Annotated in this window: 20 protein-coding genes and 1 tRNA gene; 18 read left to right on the plus strand and 3 right to left on the minus strand. The window is 64.0% G+C overall.

Translation table 11 applies throughout. From position 1 onward, the window contains the following. Positions 1-33: 33 nt before the first annotated feature. Positions 34-1,935, minus strand: a complete 1,902-nt coding sequence (locus GCN75_RS16115; protein WP_152283381.1) for a dynamin family protein — start codon at positions 1,933-1,935, stop codon at positions 34-36. Positions 1,936-1,968: 33 nt separating this feature from the next. Further along, positions 1,969-2,805 carry a bifunctional DNA-formamidopyrimidine glycosylase/DNA-(apurinic or apyrimidinic site) lyase gene (mutM, locus tag GCN75_RS16120; protein ID WP_152256829.1) on the minus strand — a complete coding sequence of 279 codons (837 nt, stop codon included), beginning with the start codon at positions 2,803-2,805 and terminating at the stop codon, positions 1,969-1,971. Positions 2,806-2,972: 167 nt separating this feature from the next. Here mutM and GCN75_RS16125 point away from each other — a divergent pair, with 167 nt between their 5' ends. The 7 genes from GCN75_RS16125 (at position 2,973) to pth (ending at position 9,090) form a co-directional block, all read left to right on the plus strand. After that, complete coding sequence (locus GCN75_RS16125) at positions 2,973-4,775, plus strand: tetratricopeptide repeat protein (protein WP_152283382.1); 1,803 nt, start codon at positions 2,973-2,975, stop codon at positions 4,773-4,775. A 61-nt stretch (positions 4,776-4,836) separates the two neighbouring features. Next, on the plus strand, positions 4,837-5,475 hold the full coding sequence (locus GCN75_RS16130) for an outer membrane lipoprotein LolB (protein WP_152283383.1): 639 nt from the start codon (positions 4,837-4,839) through the stop codon (positions 5,473-5,475). Beyond that, positions 5,472-6,356, plus strand: a complete 885-nt coding sequence (gene ispE, locus GCN75_RS16135; protein WP_152283384.1) for a 4-(cytidine 5'-diphospho)-2-C-methyl-D-erythritol kinase — start codon at positions 5,472-5,474, stop codon at positions 6,354-6,356. Before GCN75_RS16130 ends, ispE begins: the two co-directional genes overlap by 4 nt. 78 nt (positions 6,357-6,434) lie before the next feature. Further along, positions 6,435-6,511: transfer RNA gene (locus GCN75_RS16140), tRNA-Gln, on the plus strand. Between the two features lie 151 nt (positions 6,512-6,662). Then, entirely contained in the window at positions 6,663-7,613 is a 951-nt protein-coding gene (locus tag GCN75_RS16145; RefSeq protein ID WP_034753270.1) for a ribose-phosphate pyrophosphokinase, read from the plus strand. 166 nt (positions 7,614-7,779) lie between these two features. Continuing rightward, positions 7,780-8,388, plus strand: coding sequence for a 50S ribosomal protein L25/general stress protein Ctc (locus tag GCN75_RS16150; protein ID WP_152256825.1), 609 nt, complete (start codon positions 7,780-7,782; stop codon positions 8,386-8,388). Positions 8,389-8,505: 117 nt separating this feature from the next. Continuing rightward, a complete protein-coding gene (pth, locus tag GCN75_RS16155; protein WP_152283385.1) occupies positions 8,506-9,090 on the plus strand; it encodes an aminoacyl-tRNA hydrolase in 585 nt (194 codons plus the stop codon). On the opposite strand, the gene GCN75_RS16160 is transcribed toward pth, so the two are convergent. Beyond that, positions 9,091-10,188, minus strand: coding sequence for a serine hydrolase domain-containing protein (locus tag GCN75_RS16160; protein WP_152283386.1), 1,098 nt, complete (start codon positions 10,186-10,188; stop codon positions 9,091-9,093). It lies immediately after the preceding gene. A gap of 117 nt (positions 10,189-10,305) precedes the next feature. On the opposite strand from GCN75_RS16160, the gene GCN75_RS16165 reads away from it, so the two are divergent. The 11 genes from GCN75_RS16165 to GCN75_RS16215 all read left to right on the plus strand — a co-directional run bounded on the left by GCN75_RS16165 (position 10,306) and on the right by GCN75_RS16215 (position 21,386). Then, positions 10,306-10,881, plus strand: coding sequence for a DUF2975 domain-containing protein (locus GCN75_RS16165; protein WP_152283387.1), 576 nt, complete (start codon positions 10,306-10,308; stop codon positions 10,879-10,881). Next, complete coding sequence (locus GCN75_RS16170) at positions 10,881-11,114, plus strand: helix-turn-helix domain-containing protein (RefSeq protein ID WP_152283388.1); 234 nt, start codon at positions 10,881-10,883, stop codon at positions 11,112-11,114. The genes GCN75_RS16165 and GCN75_RS16170 overlap by 1 nt, the downstream gene beginning before the upstream one ends. 153 nt (positions 11,115-11,267) lie before the next feature. Next, complete coding sequence (gene ychF / locus GCN75_RS16175; RefSeq protein ID WP_152256820.1) at positions 11,268-12,359, plus strand: redox-regulated ATPase YchF; 1,092 nt, start codon at positions 11,268-11,270, stop codon at positions 12,357-12,359. Positions 12,360-12,585: 226 nt separating this feature from the next. Then, a complete protein-coding gene (locus GCN75_RS16180) occupies positions 12,586-13,104 on the plus strand; it encodes a sigma-70 family RNA polymerase sigma factor (RefSeq protein ID WP_152283389.1) in 519 nt (172 codons plus the stop codon). Between the two features lie 3 nt (positions 13,105-13,107). After that, on the plus strand, positions 13,108-14,088 hold the full coding sequence (locus tag GCN75_RS16185; RefSeq protein WP_152283390.1) for a FecR domain-containing protein: 981 nt from the start codon (positions 13,108-13,110) through the stop codon (positions 14,086-14,088). 96 nt (positions 14,089-14,184) lie between these two features. Further along, positions 14,185-15,975: an ABC transporter ATP-binding protein gene (locus GCN75_RS16190; protein WP_152283391.1), complete on the plus strand. Its 1,791-nt coding sequence runs from the start codon at positions 14,185-14,187 to the stop codon at positions 15,973-15,975. After that, entirely contained in the window at positions 15,969-17,729 is a 1,761-nt protein-coding gene (locus GCN75_RS16195) for an ABC transporter ATP-binding protein (protein ID WP_152283392.1), read from the plus strand. The genes GCN75_RS16190 and GCN75_RS16195 overlap by 7 nt, the downstream gene beginning before the upstream one ends. 13 nt (positions 17,730-17,742) lie before the next feature. Beyond that, a complete protein-coding gene (locus tag GCN75_RS16200) occupies positions 17,743-18,687 on the plus strand; it encodes an ABC transporter permease (protein WP_226941423.1) in 945 nt (314 codons plus the stop codon). Then, positions 18,684-19,634 carry an iron chelate uptake ABC transporter family permease subunit gene (locus GCN75_RS16205; RefSeq protein WP_152283394.1) on the plus strand — a complete coding sequence of 317 codons (951 nt, stop codon included), beginning with the start codon at positions 18,684-18,686 and terminating at the stop codon, positions 19,632-19,634. The genes GCN75_RS16200 and GCN75_RS16205 overlap by 4 nt, the downstream gene beginning before the upstream one ends. Then, positions 19,631-20,401 carry an iron ABC transporter ATP-binding protein gene (locus GCN75_RS16210; RefSeq protein ID WP_152283395.1) on the plus strand — a complete coding sequence of 257 codons (771 nt, stop codon included), beginning with the start codon at positions 19,631-19,633 and terminating at the stop codon, positions 20,399-20,401. Before GCN75_RS16205 ends, GCN75_RS16210 begins: the two co-directional genes overlap by 4 nt. A 1-nt stretch (position 20,402) precedes the next feature. After that, positions 20,403-21,386: a siderophore ABC transporter substrate-binding protein gene (locus tag GCN75_RS16215; RefSeq protein WP_152283396.1), complete on the plus strand. Its 984-nt coding sequence runs from the start codon at positions 20,403-20,405 to the stop codon at positions 21,384-21,386. The last annotated feature ends 22 nt before the right edge of the window (positions 21,387-21,408 follow it).

Raw genomic sequence — 21,408 nt, forward strand, 5'->3', positions numbered from 1 at the left:
GTTCCAGTATCGTGTGGCGTGGTGTTGCGTATGTCAGGTCGCGCTGGCCGCGCGCAAGGCGGCCAGCAATTGCGCCAGCTGCGCCTTGTCGCGTTCGAGCGCCGCCAGGCTGGCTTCGAAGCCGGCGATTTTCTGCTCCAGGCTGCCCGTGGCGTCGTGGATGCGCTGGATCGAGGCAAAGCGCAGCTTCAGCTGTTCCTTGTATTCGACGATTTGCGCTTCGAGCGGCGCCATGATGACTTTCAGCCAGGCGCTGGCGTCGTCGTTGGCATTGATGAAGCTGCGGCGCACGCGCGAGGCGATGGTGTCGAAGAATTTTTCCATCAGCACGACGCGGCTGGTGGTGAGCAGGGTGGCCGTGCCGAACTGCTTGTGATACACGGCTTCGATATCGGCGATCTCCTGGCGGTAGCGGGCCAGCGAAAACGGCATCGGCAAGGCCAGCGCCAGGCCATGTTCGGTGGCGAATTTGCGGTACATCACGTTCATCATTTCCGTGATCTCGGCCGTCTTGCCTTCCGAGCGGTCCAGGTTCCGGGTGATGCGTTCGAAATACTGGCGCACGGCTTCGCGCAGGCCCGTGAAAAAGCGGCTGCGCTGCATGGCGGCGCGCACGCCATCGATATCGTTGCGCACGATGTCCATGCCCAGGCTCGTATACAGTTCCGTCGACAGGCGCGTAAATACGGCGCGCGTGGCTTGCAGCTTGAACAGGCTGCTGTCGAATTCCTTCTTCTCGATATCGACGCGGCGCATCATGTGCGCGATCACGCTCTGGTTCTTGCCGCGCAGGCTGTGCAGCTCGTGCAGCTGCTCGGCGATGCCGCGCGCGCGCGCCGCCGCCTGCACCTGCTGCGCCGCTTCAATGGCGTCCAGGTCGAATGCCAGCTGGTGACGGATGATGTCCTTGCGCGCGGGGATCAGCTCCTCGAACAGGGCCGTCTCCAGCGCCGGCAGGCGGCTCCTGTCCAGCAGCGCCGCGTCGTGGTTGATCTTGCCCACCAAGGCCTTTTGCGCGGAGACGGGAAATACCTGGCCCGCGTCCAGGGTCAAGAGATGCGCCACGCTGGCCTGCTGGCGTTCGATCGCCTGCGCCACTTCCGCATCGCCGCGCAGTTCGTCCCACATGCTGTCGATCTTGTTGAGCACCACCAGGCGCCCCGCGCCGGCGCCGATATGGTTGCGCCATACCTCGATGTCGCTGCGCGTGACGCCCGTGTCGGCGGCCAGGATGAACAGCACCGCATGCGCGTTCGGGATCAGGTTCAGGGTCAGTTCCGGTTCCGTGCCGATGGCGTTCAGGCCCGGCGTATCTAGAATGACGAGCCCCTGTTTCAGCAGCGGATGGGGGAAGTTGATGATGGCGTGGCGCCACATGGAGATTTCCACCCGGCCGTCCTCGTCGAGCATGGCGGGGGTATCGGCGTCCTCGGCGTCGTACAGGCCGTAGCGCGCTGCTTCTTCCTGGCTGACTTTTTTCGTCAGGCTGACCTGGCGCAGCGCTTCCTGCATGTCGCCGCCCGCATCGATGTTCAGGGGCAGGACGGTCCAGGCAGCGGGCAGGTCGCGGTAGTCGCTGGTCGACAGGTTCTGCGCGCGCGTCTCGATGGGCAGCAGGCGGATCGACGGCTGCCAGGCCCCGTCGTACAGCAGCTCGGTGGGACACATGGTGGTGCGGCCCGCGCCCGAGGGCAGGATGCGCTGGCCGTAGTCGGCAAAGAAGATGGCGTTGATCAGTTCGGATTTGCCGCGCGAGAATTCCGCCACGAAGGCGATCGAGAGACGGTCGTCGGCCAGGCGGGACCCGCAGCGCGCCAGGCGCAGCGCGGAAGCGCCGTCGACCAGGCCCGCCGCGCTGACGGCTTGCCGGTATGCCTGCAGGGCCGCCAGCACATCCTGGCGCCACGCGCTGTATTGTTCCAAGTCCCTGACCATCTGGCCCCCTTTGTTCTGACTGACTGTTGACCGCTACTTCTGGCAATGCACGCAGTAAAACGTGGAACGCTGCCCCTGCACGATTTGCCGGATCGGCGCGCCGCACACGCGGCAGGGCTTGCCCGCGCGGTTGTACGTGAAATACGTCTGCTGGAAGTAGCCGGACTGGCCGTTCACGCCGATGAAGTCGCGCAGGGTGCTGCCGCCCTGCACGATGGCTTCGGCCAGCACGTCGCGGATCGCCTGCGCCAGTTTCTCATAGCGGGCCAGGCCGATGCGCCGGGCCGGCGTTTTCGGATTGATCCCCGCGCGGAACAGGCTTTCGGAACAATAGATATTGCCCACGCCGACAACGATGTCGCCCGCCATCAGCACCTGCTTGATATTCGTGTTCTTGTTGCGCGTTTTTTCGAACAGCAGCTGGCCCGTGAAGCCGCCTTCCAGCGGTTCCGTGCCCAGGCCGCGCAGCAGCGCGTGGCCGTCCAGCGGACCGTCGGCCTCGTCGTGCCACAGCACGGCGCCGAAGCGGCGCGGGTCCGTCATGCGCAGTACCTGGCTGCTGCCGTCCGCGTCTTCCACGACGAGGTCGAAATGGTCGTGCTTTTGCGCCTCCGTCCCCGTTGGCAGCACGCGCAAATGGCCGGACATGCCCAGGTGGATGATCAGGGTGCCGTGGCGGAAGTGGATCAGCAGGTATTTGCCGCGCCGCCCCGTCAGGCCGATGGTTTGCCCCGACAGCTGTTCGCCCAGGGCAGGGGGGAAGGGCCAGCGCAGGCCGTCGCGCCGCAGCACGACGGCGCGCACGGCGCGCCCTTCGATATGGGGCGCGACACCGCGCCGTGTGACTTCGACTTCTGGCAATTCTGGCATAGGGCTCGAATGGTTGAAAACCGGGTAAAAAACAGGCGGCTTGCCGGCCGATGGCTGGTCCGGACACGCCACGCCGCCACGACGTATATATTTCGTTACATACGTGAAGTACGCGATAGCCGCGTTGGGCGTAGAATCAAACTTTGCCGTTTAGCCAGGATCAGCCTTTGAAAAACGCTTTCGCCATTGTAACCTTGTCCGCCCTGATGGCCACGCATGCCATGGCGCAGACGCCCGTCGCCCCTGCCGATGCTGCGGTCGGCCCCTCTGCGGCCGTGCCCGCCACGGCGCAGGAAGAGGGCGCCGAGTCCAAGGCGGACGCCAAGACGGACGCCAAGGCGGAGGGTTTGCCGAAGGTCGAATTGAGCAGCGACCTGCTGTACAAGCTGACCAAGGCGGAAATGGAATTCAAGAACGGCCAGTGGCAAGGGCCGTACGTGACGATGATGGTGGCGGCGCAGCAGACGCGCGACCCGCGCCTGGCGCGCCGCGCTTCCGAAATGGCGCTGGCCGCCAAGCAGGGCGGCGAAGCGCTGGCGGCCATCCGCCTGTGGCGCGACCTGGCGCCCGAATCGGACGAGGCAACGCAGTTCTTCCTCGGCTTCGTCGTCCTGACGGACAAAATCGAGGAAGCGGAACCGATCTTTGCCGAGCGCCTGGCCAATGCGCCGCCGGGCGCGCGCGGCGTGGCCCTGTTCCAGATGCAGCAAATCCTGTCGCGCTCGAACGACAAGCTGTATGCCTATTCGATGGTGACGCGCCTGGTGCAGCCCTACCTGGACATGTTCGAAGCGCACCTGGTGCTGGCGCAGGGCGCCCTGTCGATCGGCGAGCGCGAGCGCGCCATCGGCGAGGCGAACAAGGCGCTGGCGATCAAGCCGAACTCCGAGCTGGCCGTGCTGACCCTGGCGCAGGTGACGGGCGAACCCGAGGCAGCTGGCAAGGTGCTGGCCACGTTCCTGCAAAAGAACCCGGACGCCGTCGAAGTGCGCAGCGCGTATGCGCGCCTGCTGGTCGAGCAAAAACAGCTGGAACCGGCGCGCGACCAATTCCTGCTGCTGCTGAAAACGCAGCCCGACAACGTGGGCGGCCTGTATGCGCTCGGCATCGTGGCGCTGCAGCTGGAAGACACCAAGGGCGCGGAGCAGTACTTCAAGCGTTTCCTGGCCGTGCTCGAAAAATCCCCCGGCGACACGCGCGACCCGTTCAAGGCCCTGATGATCCTGTCGCAGATCGCCGAAACGCGCGGCGACACGGCGGGCGCCATCGCCTGGCTGGACAAGGTCGACAACAGCGCATCGAGCGGCTATGTCGAGGCGCGCTTGCGCCGCGCCCAGCTGATCGCCCGCGGCGGCAATCTCGATGCGGCGCGCAAGGCGCTGACGGAAATCGAAACGGACGATCCGGCAAGCCAGGCGCAGGTGCTGCTGGTCGACGCGCAATTCCTGCGCGACGCCGGCTATGTGCAAAGCGCGTACACGGTGCTGGAAAACGCTTTGCTGCGCTTTCCCGACAATCCGGAACTGCTGTACGACTACGCCTTGCTGGCCGAGCGCCTGGACAAGATGGAGTTGATGGAAGCGAGCCTGCGCCGCGTGATGGCGCTGGCGCCCGACAACCAGCACGCGTATAACGCCCTCGGCTACTCGCTGGCCGAACGGGGCATCCGCCTGCAGGAAGCGTATGCGCTGATCGAGAAGGCGCTGCAGATGGCGCCGGGCGATCCGTTCATCATGGATAGCATGGGCTGGGTGCAGTTCCGCATGGGGAACCTGGCCGCGGCGGAAAGCGCGCTGCGCCGCGCGTATGCCGTGCGCAGCGATCCGGAAATTGCCGTCCACCTGGGTGAAGTGCTGTGGCAGAAGGGCGACAAGGATGAAGCGCAAAAACTGTGGCGCGAGGCGCAAGGCAAGGACCCGAAAAACGATGCGCTGAAAAGCACGCTGGCGCGCCTCAATGTCAGTCTGTGATTGAATCGATTAACCCAACTCTGAAAAACCAGCGCCCTGTCGCTGGTTTTTACGTATGCCCATGTCAAAAAATCTCCTCGCTCTGACGGCTCTGTGCCTGTCCCTCTCGGCCTGCTCGACCCTGACTTCGCCTTTCTCGTCCGGCACCGCGCCTTCGAGCGTGGCCGTGGCGCCCTACCGCGAACAGGTGGAGCTGACGGGCCGCCTGAACGTGGTGTACCAGAAGGACGACAAGCCCGAATCGGCCACCGTCAATTTCAACTGGCTGCAGACGGCCGCGCGCACGGACGTGACCCTGTATACGCCCGTCGGCAGCACCCTGGCGACGATTGCCGTCACGCCGCAGCAGGCCGTGCTGACGCAAAGCGGCAAGGCGCCGCGCAGCGCGCCCGACGTCGACACCCTGAGCGCGCAGATGCTGGGCTGGTCCTTGCCCGTGTCGGGCTTGCGCGACTGGCTGCAGGGCTATGCCACGGGCGCCGATGGCAAGCGTTTCGTGGCCTCGCCCGCCAACGACAGCGTGACAACGAAGGACGGCTGGCGCTTGCGCTATGTGTCGTGGCAAGATGCGCCTGACAATACACCGGGCGCCTTGCCCCAACCGCGGCGTATCGATGCCGAACGCAATGCCAGCGCGCAGGCCGATGCCGTGTCGCTGCGCATCGTGCTCGAACCCGCCCCTTCCGCATCTGCACCATGACATTGACGACCTTGAACAACTGCCCGGCCCCGGCCAAGCTGAACTTATTTCTGCACGTTAACGGCCGCCGCGCCGATGGCTATCACTTGCTGCAGACGGTATTCCAATTGCTCGACCATGGCGACACCCTGCACTTCGCCTTGCGCGACGATACGCTGATCCGCCGCGTGACGGCGCTGGCCGGCGTACCGGAAGAGCAGGACCTGATCATCCGCGCCGCGCAGCTGCTGCAGGCGGAAGTGCTGCGCCGCACGGGCGCCTTGCCGCGCGGCGTCGATATCGCCATCGACAAGGTGCTGCCCATGGGCGGCGGCCTGGGGGGCGGCTCGTCCGACGCGGCCACGGCCCTGATGGCCTTGAACCGCCTGTGGCAGGCGGGCTTGACGCGCGAGGAATTGATGGCGCTGGGCTTGCCGCTGGGCGCCGATATCCCGTTTTTCATCTTTGGCGAGAATGCGTTTGCCGAAGGCGTGGGCGAGGCCCTGCAGCCCGTCGCCACGCCCGATTGCTGGTATGTGGTGATCGAGCCGGGCGTGCAAGTTCCCACCGCTGCAATTTTTTGCGCGGAAGGCTTGACGAGAAATACCGAACCCGTCACAATAGCGGACTTTTCCAGGTACCTCGCAGAAGGAAACGATGCGGGTGGATTTGGTAAGAATGATTTACAGCAAGTGGCATGCAGTCTTTTCAAGCCGGTAGCAGATGCGGTAGAATGGCTGGGTGCTTACGGTGAGGCCAGGATGACTGGTTCCGGTGCTTGTGTGTTTAGTGCGTTTGGCAGTCAGGAAGAAGCGGATGCGGTGCTCAGCAATGTGCCACCAGTCTGGATCGCCTGGAAGGCAAAAGCGCTGAATCGCCACCCGATGCTCACGGTGTTGTAAAGAGCAAAAAAAGATTTTGCTTAGCGTCAAATAGTCGGTATAATACTGGCCAACATGACGGCAAGCAGTCAGTTGCGTAGGGGAATCGCCAAGCTGGTTAAGGCACTGGATTTTGATTCCAGCATGCGAAGGTTCGAATCCTTCTTCCCCTGCCACCCATTTCACCGTAGTCTGTCGATGCGAAGTTAGCGTCCAGTACGGGAAAAAGCAGATATGTCGCCACGCGGCATATTCTAAACAATGACTGACCGGGCCTATGCCCGGTTAGTGCTTTTCAAGACTTCTATATCACCTCTTGGGACTCCCATGGCTTACGAAAACCTGATGGTTTTTACCGGCAACGCGAATCCAGCGTTAGCAGAGGGGGTCGCAAAAAACCTCGGCATCCCTCTCGGTAAAGCAAACGTTTCGAAATTCTCTGACGGCGAAGTAATGGTCGAGATTAACGAAAACGTGCGCGGCAAGGATGTTTTTGTTTTGCAATCCACCTGTGCGCCAACCAACGACAGCTTGATGGAAATCATGCTGATGGTCGATGCCTTGAAACGCGCTTCCGCTGGCCGCATCACCGCCGCAATTCCTTACTTCGGCTACGCCCGCCAAGACCGCCGTCCACGCTCCGCGCGTGTGGCGATTTCGGCCAAGGTGGTGGCGAACATGCTGGAAGAAGCCGGTGTCGAGCGCGTCCTGATCATGGACTTGCACGCTGACCAGATTCAAGGTTTCTTCGATATCCCAGTCGACAACATCTACGCTTCGCCAATTTTGCTGGGCGACCTGCAAAAGAAAAACTACCAGGATCTGCTGGTGGTCTCGCCGGACGTCGGCGGTGTGGTACGTGCGCGCGCCCTGGCAAAACGCCTGGGCTGTGACCTGGCCATCATCGACAAGCGCCGTCCAAAAGCGAACGTGTCCGAAGTGATGAACATCATCGGTGAAGTCGAAGGCCGCAACTGCGTGATCATGGATGACATGGTCGACACGGCAGGTACGCTGACCAAGGCTGCCGAAGTGCTCAAAGAGCGCGGCGCGAAAAAAGTCGTGGCGTATTGCACGCACGCGGTGCTGTCCGGCCCGGCGATCGACCGTATTTCGGCGTCGCCACTCGATGAGCTGGTCGTGACCGACACGATCCCCCTGTCCGAAGCGGCCCTGGCCTGCGGCAAGATTCGTCAATTGACGTGCGCGCCGCTGCTGGCCGAGACGTTCAAGCGCATCATCAAGGGCGATTCGGTTATTTCCCTCTTCATCGATTAATTCGACAAGAGCAGCAACAGACGTCACCTGCGGCGCGACCGGCTTTTTGCCTGTTGCGCCGTAGTATTTTAGTTTTCGGGGCGCGCATGCGCCCATTTTCGAAGATTCCTGGTCGCGGGAATCTTCATAACACAAGGCGCAAGCCTTGTTCTTCTTGGAGTTTCACATGAAAGTTATCGCATTTAAACGCGAATTGCAAGGTTCCGGAGCGAGCCGCCGCCTGCGCATTTCCGGCCAAACCCCTGGTATCGTCTACGGCGGCGCTGAAGCCCCAGTGCTGATCTCGCTGGATCACAACGCCCTGTACCACGCGCTGAAAAAAGAAGTGTTCCACTCGTCCATCCTGGACCTGGAAATCGACGGCGTTTCCCAGCAAGTTCTGTTGCGCGACTTCCAAGTCCACGCATACAAACAACTGGTTCTGCACGCTGACTTCCAACGCGTTGACGCTAAGCAAGCTATCCACGTGAAAGTTGCTCTGCACTTCACGAACGCTGACGTTTCCCCAGCAGTCAAACTGCATGGCGCGACCATCAGCCACGTTGCCAACGAAATCGAAGTATCGTGCCTGCCAGGCCAACTGCCAGAATTCATCAACGTTGACCTGTCGAACATCGACGTCGGTCACTCGCTGCATGTCGGCGACCTGGTCCTGCCAGCTGGCGTGACCGCTGTCACCCACGGCGCCAACCTGACCATCGCTACCGCTTCGGTACCGGCTGGCCACGTTGCTGCTGAAGCCGCTGCTGCTGAAGTTGCTGCTGACAAGAAGTAATTTTGCCGCCGCAGCAATGCGGTAGTCGCAAGGAAAAACCCGTCCGGTTCGCTCCGGACGGGTTTTTTTCTGCCTGTTTTCACCGATAATGCTTTCTTTTACATTGCAGACACAGCCATGCCCATACGCCTGATCGTCGGCCTCGGCAACCCGGGACCCGAATACGAACAAACCCGCCATAATGCCGGCTTCTGGCTGGTGGACAACCTCGCCAACAGCTTGCCCGGCACGCGCCTGCAGCGCGATTCGCGCTACAACGCCATGCTGGCGAAAACGTCGATTGGCGGCAAGGAAGTCTGGCTGCTCGAACCGCTGACCTTCATGAACCGCTCGGGCCAGTCCGTGGGCGCGCTGGCGCGTTTCTTCAAGATCGCCGCCGATGAAGTGCTGGTCGTGCACGACGAACTGGACTTGATGCCCGGCATCGCGCGCCTGAAGAAGGGCGGCTCGGCCGGCGGCCACAATGGCTTGAAGGACATCACGGCTGCGCTGGGCACGCAGGATTACTGGCGCTTGCGCCTGGGCATCGGCCATCCGCGCACCCTGAGCCTGCAGCAGCAAGTGGCCGATTTCGTGCTGCACCGTCCGCGCCGCGAAGACCAGGAGCTGATCGAGCAAGCGATCGAGAAATCCTTGCAAGTCATGCCGCAGATCGTCGACGGCAAGTTCGAGGCGGCCACCATGAAGCTGCACACCGCCTGATTACTTCCCCGCCTTGCCGAAGCCGGCCATGATGGTTTTCGCCATCTGCTGCTGGCTCGCCTGGGCGCTGCTGCCTTCGCCCGCGTTGGCGGCGATCAGCACGCCGTCGCCGCTGCCGGGCGCCAGCGCGATCAGCGCGTGCCAGTAGCCGTTCGAGCCCAGGTGCGTCAGCACGCGCTGCGGCGCCTGCGGCGGGAAGTGCATCACGCCCCAGCCCAGTGCCGCGTTCGTGTCGCCCTGCGCCGTGTGCAGGAACACATAGCTTTCCCGTTGCAGCAGCTTGCCCTTGCCTTGTTCGCCTTGCAGCTGGTCGAGCGCAAACTTGGCCCAGTCGGCCATGCTCAGGTGAATCTCTCCATCGGGCGCCATCATCAGCGGGTTGCTGGCCATCAAGCCAGCGATGGGCTTGCCTTGCTTGTGGCCCAGGTTCTGCCCGCGCACGGTGGGGCCGAACGCGGCGCGCATGCTCAGCGGGCCGAACACCTCCGCCTGCATCAGTTCCTCATACGTCTTGCCCGTGACCCGTTCTGCGATGGCGGCGGCGATCATGGCGCCGCTGTTCGAGTAATGCGATTCGCCGCGCGGCGCGGCGACTGGCGCGTCGGCCAGCGCGCGCTGCGCGTATTCCAGGCGCAGCAGGGGCAAGGGGCGCGTATCCGTGTAGGTGGCATTGATCCACGCTTCATCGGGATTGGGCGGCAGGCCGGCGCGGTGCGACAGCAGGTCCATCAGGTTGACGCCGCGGTATTCGGCGCGCATGCCGGCGCTCAGCGCGGGCAGCATGCTTGACAGCGGCGCATCCCACGACAGCACGCCCCGTTCCACCAGGCGCGCGATCAGGGTCACCGTCATGGCCTTGCCGTCGGAGCCGATATTCCACACGTCGTCGGCGCGCACGGCGTCATGGCCATCGCTGGCCCGCACGCCCGCCTGCGCCTGCGCCTCGATCTTGCCGTCGCGAATGACAAGGATCGCCATGGCCGGCACGCTCTTGTCGGCCAGCGCCTGCTGCAGCATGGCGTGCAAGTCATGGGCGCGGGCGGGGCCGCTGAGCAAAAAGGCGGTGCTGCAAACGAGTGAGGCAAGCAGGGTCTTCATGGTGTCTCCAGTCGATAGGGTAGGCGAACATGTTAAAATGGTCGCAAAACATGATTTAATTATTGTTTTACGATAATTTATTCTATCGACACTTTGCGTGTTCGTATACTTTTAAATATGAAAAAAAATAATGCGGGACCAGCCGTACTGAGCCGGAGCGTGCGCCTAGGCGTGACGGGCTTCTTTGCCTTGTACCTGTTGCTGACAGTGCTGGGCTGGCTGGCGCCCGCGCCGGCCGCGCACGGCACCATGGGGGGCGCCGGTATGTATGAGCTGGTCTTGCAACTGCAGAGCCAGCCATTCGAGCGCCTGGCTGCCATGTCCTGGTGGCAGCGGGCGCTGGGCCTGGCGCTGGCCTTGCCGGCCCTGCTGGTGCTGGGCGATGCCGTGCGCCAGCTGGCCCGGGTCTTGCGCCAGTTCGAGCAAGGCGTGTACTTCACGCCCCAGGTGGCGGCGTGCTTTCGCCGTTTCGCGGGCGGCCTGCTGCTGGGAACGTTCTTGACCTTGCTGGAGCCGACCGTGCGGGGCATGCTGTTCGGCTTGCTGGAAGAGGGGGCAGGTCAGCTGCGCCTGGTGGTCGACATCACGGGCGGCGACCTGTGGACCTTGCTGCTGTGTTCCGTGTTCTTTGCGCTGGCGCAAATCCTGCACGAAGGCCAGCGCCTGGCCGATGAAAACAGCGGGTTCATCTGATGGGCATCGTCGTGCGCCTCGACCTGGTACTGGCCAGGAAAAAAGTGAAATCGAAGGAACTGGCGGCCTTCATCGGCATCACGGAGCAGAACCTGTCCCTGTTGAAATCGGGCAAGGTGCGCGGCGTGCGCTTCGATACCTTGTCGAAGATTTGCGAAATGCTCGAATGCCAGCCCGGCGACATCCTGGAATTCGACTCGTCGCAGCGGGACGAAGGAGATGGCGACACTTAGCGCCGCCGGGGCGGTTTTTTTGAAGAGTAGGGTGCATAGAGGTACAATTGACCCTTACCAGATTTATTACAGCAAGATTATCCAGAAAACGCCGGTACAGGCCGTTTTTGCACCAGCCGCTTGCCGGCAAAATTGATTATTTAAAGGTTTTCCATGAGTCTCCAATGCGGTATCGTCGGCTTGCCGAACGTCGGCAAGTCCACCCTGTTCAATGCACTGACGAAAGCCGGCATCCCGGCTGAAAACTATCCGTTCTGCACCATCGAGCCGAACGTCGGCGTCGTCGAAGTGCCGGATCCGCGCATGGATGCGCTGGCCGCCATCGTCAAGCCGGAACGCATGGTCAACGCCATCGTGGAATTCGTCGACATCGCCGGCCTGGTGGCTGGCGCGTCGAAAGGCGAGGGCCTGGGCAACCAGTTCCTGTCGCACATCCGCGAAACGGACGCCATCGTCAACGTCGTGCGCTGCTTCGAAGATGACAACGTCATCCACGTGGCCGGCAAGATCAACCCGCTCGACGATATCGAAGTCATCCAGACCGAACTGGCGCTGGCCGACATGGGCACCGTGGAAAAAGCCATCCACCGCGAAAACAAGAAAGCCCGCTCGGGCGACAAGGACGCGGCCAAGCTGCTGGCCATCATGGAACGCATGATGCCTTACCTGAACGATGCCAAGCCGGTGCGCGCCATGGGCCTGGACGCCGACGAAATGGAACTGATCAAGCCTTTGTGCCTGATCACGGCCAAGCCGGCCATGTTCGTTGCCAACGTGTCGGACACGGGCTTCACGGACAACCCATTGCTGGACCAGCTGACCGCCTACGCGAAATCGCAGAACGCGCCCATCGTCGCCATCTGCGCGGCGCTGGAAGCGGAAATCGCTGACCTGGACGACGCCGACAAGGGCGCCTTCCTGGCCGACATGGGCATGGAAGAGCCGGGTCTGGACCGCCTGATCCGCGCCGGCTACAAGCTGCTGGGCCTGCAAACCTACTTCACGGCAGGCGTGAAGGAAGTACGCGCCTGGACCATCCCCGTCGGCGCCACGGCACCGCAGGCGGCCGGCGTGATCCACACGGACTTCGAACGGGGCTTCATCCGCGCGCAAACCATCGCCTATGACGACTTCATCGCCTACAAGGGCGAAGCGGGCGCCAAGGAAGCGGGCAAGATGCGCGCCGAGGGCAAGGAATATGTGGTCAAGGATGGCGACGTGCTGAACTTCCTGTTCAACGTCTAACTCCCGACGCTGTTCCCATGCCTGGGCATGGGACAGTAACAAACCCTGCAAGTCATTGATTTGCAGGGTTTTTTATTGCCTGCTTGCCACGCGTGGCCTGGCTGCCGGCTCCGATGCACGGGGCACGACGGTTGCGGCGGTCCAGTTTTTTCCTGTATGATGAGAATAATTCTCATTTATATGAATGTGCCACTTCTTGCTGGCCGTCGACCACAGGAAGGGTATCGTGAGCACCGCCGAGTTAGCGCTTCAGCAGCAAGTCAGCAGTCTGTACACCGACCACCATGGCTGGCTGCGGGGCTTGTTGCGCCGCAAGCTGGGCAATGCCTTCGATGCGGCCGACCTGGCGCACGACGTGTATCTGCACCTGATGAAGACAGGGCGCGTGCCGCCCGCCGGGGAGTCGCGCCGCCACCTGACGCAGATCGCCAACGGCATGGTCATCGACCTGTACCGCCGCCGCCAGATCGAAGCCGCCTACCTGGAAGTGCTGGCCCTCGTGCCCGAGGCGCTGGCGCCGTCCGAAGAGGAGCGCGCGCTGGTGGTCGAGGCGCTGGCGGAGATCGACGCGGTGCTGCACAAGCTGCCCGCCAAGGCGCGCAAGGCCTTGCTGCTGTGCAAACTCGACGGCATGAGCTACCGCGACATTGCCGCCGAATTGCAGGTGTCCGTCTCGTCCGTCGAAAAATACATCGCCGCCGGCTTGCTGGCCTGTTACCAGGCCTTGCATGCGCCCGACGCCTGAGCCATGGACGTGGTGATCGCGCCGGCCATCGTCCAGCAGGCGGCCCAGTGGATGGCGCGCCTGTGGTCCGACGACGCCAGCGACGAAGACCGGGCCGCCTGTGCCCGCTGGTGCGCCGCCCATCCCCATCACGCCATCGCCTGGCAGCGCCTGCAGGCGTTCGAAGGCAAGCTGCACAGCGTGCCGCGCGACGCCGCCCGGCACGCTCTGCGCGAGCCGCCGCCCGCCGCCTACCTGAACCGCCGCCGTGCCCTGAAGCTGCTGGCCGTGCTGCTGCCTGTGGGCGGCATGGCGTACATGCTGCGCGGCACGGATGCCTGGCAAGTGGCCACGGCCGGACACAGCACGGCGACGGGGGAATTGCGCGAAATCATGCTGCCTGACGGCACGCGCGTGATGCTGGCCTCGGCGTCCGCCGTCGATGTGCGCTTTGACGCCAGCGAGCGCCTGCTGATCCTGCGCACGGGCGAAATCCTCGTCACCACGGCGCACGATCCGGACCCGGCGCAGCGGCCTTTCCGCGTGCAAAGCCGCCACGGCACGGTGCAGGCGCTGGGCACGCGTTTTACTGTGCGGCAAGACGAACACACGTCGCGCGTGGCCGTCTTCGAGGGCGCCGTGGAAGTGCGCCTCGCGCATGCAGCGGGCCGGCCCGTGCGCATCGCCACGGGCTACAGCGCCGTGTTTTCGGCTGACATCGTGCAGTCTGCCGCACCCGTGTCCGCCAGCGCGGCGGCCTGGACGAAGGGCGTGCTGGTGGCCGACAACCTGCGCCTCGATGCCTTGCTCGCGGAACTGGCCCGCTACCGGCCGGGCCTGCTGCGCTGCGACCCGGCCGTGGCCAGCCTGAAAGTCAATGGCGTGTTTTCGCTACGCGACACGGACCGCGCGCTGCACAACCTGGCGCTGGCCCTGCCCATCGAAGTTGTTGCGCGCACGCGTTACTGGGTCACAGTGCAGGCCATGCCCCAGGCCGCTGTTTGAGATTTTCCGCTGGCCCGATTGAGGGTTTTGCCATCTCGTTCGGGATATAGGGTGAGAGCCACTCTTTTCTTCTGACACCATGCATGCCCTTTTTTCATGAGTACCCATGACGCGGCTCCGGCCGAACCCAAACAGGCGGACCCGATCCGCCGCATATTGCAGCCCATCCGCGGACGCCTGATCGTCGCTGCCCTGCTCACCGGCATCGGTTCCATGTTCACCTTGGTGCCGCTGGCCGGCATCGCACAGCTGGCAACTATGGCCCTGGGCCCCGCCGGCGCGCTGGCGCAGGGCGACGTGTGGCGCATCGTCATCGCCAGCGCCGCCAGCCTGTTCCTCGGCATGGCCCTGATCTCGCTGGGCGAGCTGGCCGCGCACCTGGCCGACAACCGCATCACCCATCAATTGCGCCTGCAAGCGATGCGGCGCCTGGGGCAAGTGCCGCTGGGCTGGTTCACCAGCCGCGCCTCTGGCGAAGTCAAGCAGGCGATGCAGGATGACATCAATACCCTGCACAGCCTCACGGCCCACTTCTACACGACGACGGGGCGCGCCGTGGGTGCCATCGCCATTTCCGTTGTGTACCTGTTCGCCATGGACTGGCGCATGGCCCTGATCGCCATCCTGCCCTTTCCCGGCTTTTTCCTGTTCTTCGGCCGCGCCATGAAGGCCAGCGGAAGCAATATGGACCAATTCGTCGCCGGCATGGGGCGTATCAACCATGCGGTGGTGGAATTCGTCAACGGCATTCCCGTGGTCAAGGCCTTTGGCGCCACGGGCCGCGCGCACGGCAGCTACCGCGCGGCCGTCGATGCGTTTGCCGACGCGTTTGCCGCGTTCACGCGGCCGCTGGTGGGCTCGATGGCCAACGCGAATGCGCTGATCGCGCCCGTGGCCGTGCTGGGCGTGGTGGTCATCGCCGGCACCGTGTTCGTGGCCCTGGACATAATGGCGCCCGTCGACGTGTTGCCGTTCGCCCTGGTGGCGCCCGGCATCTCCGCACCGATGCTGCTGCTGCACTACCTGACGCATGACCTCAACAACGCCACCGGCGCCGCCCAGCGCGTGCTGGCGCTGCTCGACACGCCCGTGCTGGCGCAGCCGGCGCCCGGACAGCAGCAGTTGCCGAACGGCACCGAGATCCGCCTGGAAGGCGTCGGCTATGCCTACGATGGGCAAAACCAGGTGTTGTCGGATATCAACCTGACTTTGCGGCCCGGCACGGTGACGGCCATCGTCGGCGCCTCCGGTTCCGGCAAGTCGACCCTGGCGCGGCTGCTGCTGCGCTTTTTCGACCCGAGTGTCGGGCGCATCACCCTGGGCGGCGTCGACCTGCGGCAGATCGCCACGACCGAGCTGTACCGGCGCGTCGGCTTCGTGCTGCAGGAAGTGCGCCTGATCCATGCCAGCGTGCGCGAAAACATCGCGCTGGGCCGGCCTGGCGCCAGCAGCGGCGAGGTGGAAGCGGCTGCGCGCCTGGCGAACATCCACGAACGTATCCTGGCCTTGCCGCGTGGCTACGATTCCGTCATCGGCGAGGATGCGCAATTGTCCGGCGGCGAGCTGCAGCGCGTGAGCATCGCGCGCGCCGTGCTGCTCGACCCGTCCGTGCTGGTGCTTGATGAAGCGACGGCGGCCGCCGACGCGGAAAACGAGGTGGCGATCCAGGATGCGCTGTCGCGCTTTGCGCGTGGCCGCACCCTGCTGGTGATCGCGCACCGGCTCGACACCATCATGCACGCGGACCACATCGTCGTCGTCGAGAACGGCGCCATTCTTGAGCAGGGCAGCCATGCCGGACTGCTCGCAGACAAGGGCCGCTATGCGCAACTGTGGGCGCTGGGCGGCTACCAGGATACCCAGGAAGACGCGGTGCTGCCATGCTGAAGACCTTCATTCAACTGCTGGGCGACGATGCGCCCGTGTTCCGCCGCTACTGTGCCATGGCGCTCGCCTATGGCGTACTCAGCGGGTTGACGATGACGGCGCTGGTGCTGGCCCTGGGCCGCTTGCTGGCCGCCGATACGGGCGGTGCGGCCCTGTGGCTGCTGGCGCTGCTGGCCGGGCTGGTGGCTTGCTGGGCCTGGCGGCGCCAGGTGGAAAAGGCTGGCGTGCGCGTGGGCGTGACGATCCTGCAAGGGGCGCGCCAGCGCCTGGGCGACCATGTGGCGCGCCTGCCCGTCGGCTGGTTTACGCCGGACAACACGGCAAAGCTGGGCCATGTCATTACGCAGGGCATGATGAATGTGGCCCAGCTGCCCGCCCACGTGCTGACGCCCGTGATTTGCGGCGCCGTCACGCCCCTGGTGCTGCTGGCCGCACTGTTTGCGCTGCACTGGCCGCTGGGCGTGATTGCCCTGCTGGCGCTGCCTATCCTGGCCGGCGCCTTGCGGCTGACGGCGCACCTGGGCCAGCGCGCCGATGATGCGTATCACCGGCATTTTGCCAGCACCAGCCAGCGCCTCGTGGAGTTTGCGCAAGCGCAATCGGTGTTGCGCGCATTTAATGGAGAGGGGGGCGGCACGCGTTTCCTGCAGCAAGCGATCGATGCGCAGCGCCACGCCGGCACGCGGCTGATCTATCTGTCGGCGCTGTCGACGGTGCTCAACGCCTGGACCGTGCAAGCCATCTTTGCCGCCTTGCTGGCCGCCGCCGCGCTGTGGCTGAACACGCTGCTGGGCGGGGCCGCCGGTACGGGCGACGCCATCGCCGTCATCGTGGCGCTGTTGCTGGTGGTGCGCTTTGTCGACCCCTTGCAGGAAGTGGCCAGTTATGGCGAAGTGCTGCGCGGCGCGCGGGGGCCGCTCGATGCGGCGCGCGATATTTTTGCCGTGCAACCCTTGCCGGCAGCGGCCGTGCCGCAAGCGCCGCGCGATGGCGCCGTCGAATTGCGCGGCGTGGGATTTCGCTATGCACAGGATCAAGCCGACGTATTGACGGACATCAACCTGCACTGCGCGCCGGGCAGCATGACGGCGCTGATCGGCGTGTCCGGCTCCGGCAAGACGACCCTGGTGCGCCTGATCGCGCGTTTCTTTGACGCCAGCCAGGGCGCCGTGCTGGTGGGCGGCGTCGACGTGCGGCACATGTCCAGCGAGCAATTGGCGGGCCAGATCAGCCAGATTTTCCAGGACAGCTATCTGTTCCAGGGCAGCATCGCCGACAACATCCGCCTCGGCAAGCCGGACGCAAGCGATGCCGAAGTGCTGGAAGCGGCGCGCCAGGCTGGCGTGGCCGAGATCATCGCCCGCCTGCCGCAGGGACTCGATACCCCGGTGGGCGAGGGCGGGGCGCGCCTGTCCGGCGGCGAACGCCAGCGCATCGCCATCGCGCGCGCGCTGATCAAGGATGCGCCGATTTTGCTGGTCGACGAAGCCACGGCCGCGCTCGACGCGGAAAACCAGGCGGCCATCGCCGAGGCGCTGGCACGGCTGCGCGGCAAGCGCACGGTGATCGTCATCGCCCACCAGCTGTCGACGGTGGCCATGGCCGACCAGATCGTCGTGCTCGACGGGGGCCAGGTCCGCGAGCAGGGCGCGCCGGCACAGCTGCGCGCACGCGATGGCCTGTATGCGCACTTCCTGGCCCAGCGCCAGGCGGCCAAGGGCTGGCGCATCGCTTCCGCGGCGCCGCAGCAATGAACGGGATGACGATTTGACACGCGCGCGTCTGTTTTGCCTGTTCTTCCTGCTGTGTGGTATGTCGCTGTTGGTGGGCGCGCGGGACATTGCCTGGACGCAGCTGTTTGCGCTGTCCGGCGATACCTGGCTGACCTTGACGGCCAGCCGGCTGCCGCGCCTGGCGGCGCTGGTGCTGACGGGCGTGGGGCTGTCCGTCTGCGGCGTCATCCTGCAGCACATCGTGCGCAACAAATTCGTCGAGCCGGCCACGTCGGGCGGCCTCGACGCGGCCAAGCTGGGCATCCTCGTCTCGCTGACGATGACGCCCGCAGCGGGCACGGCGGGCAAGATGGCGTTTGCGCTGGCCTTTTGCTTTGCCGCCAGCCTGGTCTACGTGGCGCTGATCCGCCGCATCCGTTTCAAGAACACGATACTCGTGCCCGTCATCGGCCTCGTGTATGGCGGCGTGCTGAGCGCCGTGGCCGAGTTCTATGCCTACCGCAACAATATCCTGCAAAGCATGCAGGGCTGGCTGCTGGGCGATTTCTCGAAGATCGTGCAGGGCAACTATGAAATCATTTATCTGATCCTCCCCATCGTCGCCCTCACGTATCTGTACGCGCAGCGTTTCACGGTGCTGGGCATGGGCGAGGGCATGGCCACCAGCCTGGGCCTGAACTATGGGGGCACGGTAGCGCTGGGCTTGATGCTCGTGGCCGTCACGGTGGCGGCCACGGTGATCACGGTGGGAGCCATTCCGTTTGTCGGCCTGGCCATCCCGAACCTGGTGGCCTTGCGCTACGGAGACAACCTGGGCCGCACCCTGCCCATCGTCGCCCTGTGCGGCGCCTCGCTGCTGCTGGCCTGCGACATCGCCGGGCGCTTGCTGATCTATCCGTTCGAGGTGCCGATCGGCCTGACGGCGGGCGGTGTGGGCGGCTTGCTGTTCCTCTTCCTGATCATCCGGGGGCGGCGATGAGGCGCGGTGTGAAGCAGTGGACGCTGTGGCTGGCCGTTGCCGTGCTGGCGGCGGCGTTTCTCTTGCTCGGCGCGAATCTGGACTTCGATTACATCATCCCGAAGCGCCTGGCGCGGCTGGCCGCCATCGCCATTGGCGGCGTCTGCGTGGCCGTGTCCTCCATCGTGTTCCAGACCATCGCCGGCAACCGGATACTCACGCCGGCCGTCATGGGCTATGAAGCCGTGTATCTGCTGCTGCAGTCGCTGCTGATCCTCGTGATGGGCATGCACAGCCTGGTGCTGCTGGGACAGAACGGCAATTTTGTCCTGTCGATTGCGCTGATGCTCGCGTACTCGTGGGCCATCCACTATTGGCTGTTTCGTGATGGCAAGAACAACGTGTATTTTTTGCTGTTGCTGGGCTTTGTGCTGACGATGGTGATCGGCACGTTTACCCAGTTCATCCAGCTGCGCATCAGCCCGGGCGAGTTCGCCATTTTGCAGGGGTTCAGCCAGGCTTCGTTCAACAAGGCGCAGCCCGGGCAATTGCTGTATTCGGCGTTGCTGGCGGGCGTCGCGTGCGTGGCCGTGGCGAAGACCTTGCCCGCGCTCGACGTGCTGGCGCTGGGCCGCGAGCAGGCCATGTCGCTCGGTATCGATTACCGGCGCATGGTGCAGCTGCAACTGGCGCTGATCGCCGTGCTGGTGGCGGTCTCGACTAGCCTCTTGGGGCCCACGGCCTTCATGGGCATCTTCGTTGCAAACACGACCTATGCCCTGGCCCGCACGGGGCGCCACCGCGCCACCTTGCCCCTGGGCTGCGCCATCGCCATCGCCATCTTCCTGGTCGCCCAGTTGCTGGTCGAGCACGTTTTCAATTACCGCACCACGGTCGGCATTCTCGTCAACCTGGTGTGCGGCGCGTATTTTCTCGCGCTCATGGTCCGCACCCGAGGCACCGCATGATTCACGTCCAACAGATCGAAAAAAGCTACGGCGCCAGGACGGTGCTGGCCAACGTCAACGTGCAGTTTCCCAAAGGACAGGTCACGTCCTTGATCGGCCCCAACGGCGCCGGCAAGACGACCTTGCTCATGCTGGTCGCGCGCCTGATCGAGCCCAGCGATGGCGATATCCTGCTTGGCGGGCGCAGCATTGCGGATATCCGCCTGGCCGACTATGCGCGGCAAGTGGCCACCCTGCGCCAGTCGCCCGATTTCAACCTGCGCCTGACGGTGGAAGAACTGGTCGCCTTCGGCCGCTTTCCCTATAGCCGCGGCAACTTGACGGCGCAGGACCGGCAAGCGATCGACGAGGCCATCGCCTTTCTGTCGCTCGACGCGCTGCGTGCCGCCTACGTCGATGAGCTGAGCGGCGGCCAGCGGCAGATGGCTTTCCTGGCCATGACGATTGCCCAGCAGACGGATATTCTGCTGCTCGACGAGCCGCTCAACAACCTGGACATGAAACACGCCGTGCAGATCATGCGCGCGCTGCGCCGCCTGTGCGACGAACAGGGCCGCACCGTGATCCTGGTGATTCACGACATCAATTTCGCCGCCAATTATTCGGACCATATCGTCGCCATGCAGGGCGGCGCCGTGCGCTTCAGCGGCCCTGCGCACGAGGTCGTCACCGAGGAACGCTTGCGGTCCCTGTACGACATCGATTTTCACATCGTGCGCGATGAGCGCGGCTGCGTCTGCAATTACTTTACCCCCACAGGAGCTTGAGATGATCTGGAACACACCTTTCTGCGCGCTGGCCGTGCTGCTCACTGCCGTGGCCGCCTTGCCCGGCTGCAGCGACAAGGCTGCCACGGTACCGCCGGCGCCGGCCGCCACGGCGTCACAGCAGGCATACGCTCCCATCACCATCGAGCATAAACTGGGCACGACGGTGATCGCGCAGCGTCCGCAGAGGGTGGCCGTGCTGGACATGAATGAAGTCGATTTCCTCGACCAGCTGGGCGTGCCCGTGGCCGGCATGGTGAAGGATTATGTGCCGCATTTTCTGGCCCGCTACAAGGAGGACCACGGTATCCGCGACCTGGGCGCCATCGTGCAGCCCAACCTCGAGCACATCCACGCGCTCAAGCCCGACCTGGTACTGATGACGTCGATCCAGGCCAACCACTACAAGGAGCTGAGCCAGATCGCGCCCACCTTGCACTTCGACGTGGACTTCAAGAATAGCCAGGGCAAGCACATCGACGTGGTCAAGCAGCACTTGCTGACACTGGGGCGTATCTTCGGCAAGGAAGATATCGCCGCCCAGAAAGCCGCCGAGCTCGACGCGAAGGTGGCGGACGCCCGCAAGGTGACGCAGGACCGTCCCGAGAAAGCCCTGATCGTGCTGCACAACAACGGCGCCTTCAGTTCGTTCGGCGTGCAGTCGCGCTACGGTTTTGTTTTCGATGCGCTCGGCGTCAAGCCGGCCAGCTCGGCCATCGAAGCGGGCTTGCATGGACAGCCGATTTCCAGCGAGTTCATCCAGCAAGCCAACCCCGACATCATCTATGTAGTGGACCGCACGGCCGTGATGGAGCACCGTCCCGTCATGACGGCCGAGCAGATGGCCAATCCTCTCTTGCGCCAGACCAATGCCTGGAAGAATGGCCGCGTCGTCTTCGTCGATGCGGACGCCTGGTACATCACGGCGGCCAGCGTGACGTCGTTGAAGCTGGTGATCGACGATGTACTCAAGGGTTATCGGTAATTGCGATATTTTTCGTAATGAG

It is taken from the genome of Janthinobacterium violaceinigrum (assembly GCF_009208555.1).
Lineage (GTDB): Bacteria > Pseudomonadota > Gammaproteobacteria > Burkholderiales > Burkholderiaceae_D > Janthinobacterium > Janthinobacterium violaceinigrum.

Bases quoted from the DNA above. Each gene is read 5' to 3' on its own strand.
- GCN75_RS16145 (WP_034753270.1), top strand. From the start codon at position 6,663: ATGGCTTACGAAAACCTGATGGTTTTTACCGGCAACGCGAATCCAGCG.
- GCN75_RS16160 (WP_152283386.1), bottom strand. From the start codon at position 10,188: ATGAAGACCCTGCTTGCCTCACTCGTTTGCAGCACCGCCTTTTTGCTC.
- GCN75_RS16130 (WP_152283383.1), top strand. From the start codon at position 4,837: ATGTCAAAAAATCTCCTCGCTCTGACGGCTCTGTGCCTGTCCCTCTCG.
- ychF (WP_152256820.1), top strand. From the start codon at position 11,268: ATGAGTCTCCAATGCGGTATCGTCGGCTTGCCGAACGTCGGCAAGTCC.
- GCN75_RS16215 (WP_152283396.1), top strand. From the start codon at position 20,403: ATGATCTGGAACACACCTTTCTGCGCGCTGGCCGTGCTGCTCACTGCC.
- GCN75_RS16205 (WP_152283394.1), top strand. From the start codon at position 18,684: ATGAGGCGCGGTGTGAAGCAGTGGACGCTGTGGCTGGCCGTTGCCGTG.
- GCN75_RS16185 (WP_152283390.1), top strand. From the start codon at position 13,108: ATGGACGTGGTGATCGCGCCGGCCATCGTCCAGCAGGCGGCCCAGTGG.
- GCN75_RS16210 (WP_152283395.1), top strand. From the start codon at position 19,631: ATGATTCACGTCCAACAGATCGAAAAAAGCTACGGCGCCAGGACGGTG.
- GCN75_RS16195 (WP_152283392.1), top strand. From the start codon at position 15,969: ATGCTGAAGACCTTCATTCAACTGCTGGGCGACGATGCGCCCGTGTTC.
- pth (WP_152283385.1), top strand. From the start codon at position 8,506: ATGCCCATACGCCTGATCGTCGGCCTCGGCAACCCGGGACCCGAATAC.
- GCN75_RS16170 (WP_152283388.1), top strand. From the start codon at position 10,881: ATGGGCATCGTCGTGCGCCTCGACCTGGTACTGGCCAGGAAAAAAGTG.
- ispE (WP_152283384.1), top strand. From the start codon at position 5,472: ATGACATTGACGACCTTGAACAACTGCCCGGCCCCGGCCAAGCTGAAC.
- GCN75_RS16165 (WP_152283387.1), top strand. From the start codon at position 10,306: ATGAAAAAAAATAATGCGGGACCAGCCGTACTGAGCCGGAGCGTGCGC.
- GCN75_RS16190 (WP_152283391.1), top strand. From the start codon at position 14,185: ATGAGTACCCATGACGCGGCTCCGGCCGAACCCAAACAGGCGGACCCG.
- GCN75_RS16115 (WP_152283381.1), bottom strand. From the start codon at position 1,935: ATGGTCAGGGACTTGGAACAATACAGCGCGTGGCGCCAGGATGTGCTG.
- GCN75_RS16150 (WP_152256825.1), top strand. From the start codon at position 7,780: ATGAAAGTTATCGCATTTAAACGCGAATTGCAAGGTTCCGGAGCGAGC.
- mutM (WP_152256829.1), bottom strand. From the start codon at position 2,805: ATGCCAGAATTGCCAGAAGTCGAAGTCACACGGCGCGGTGTCGCGCCC.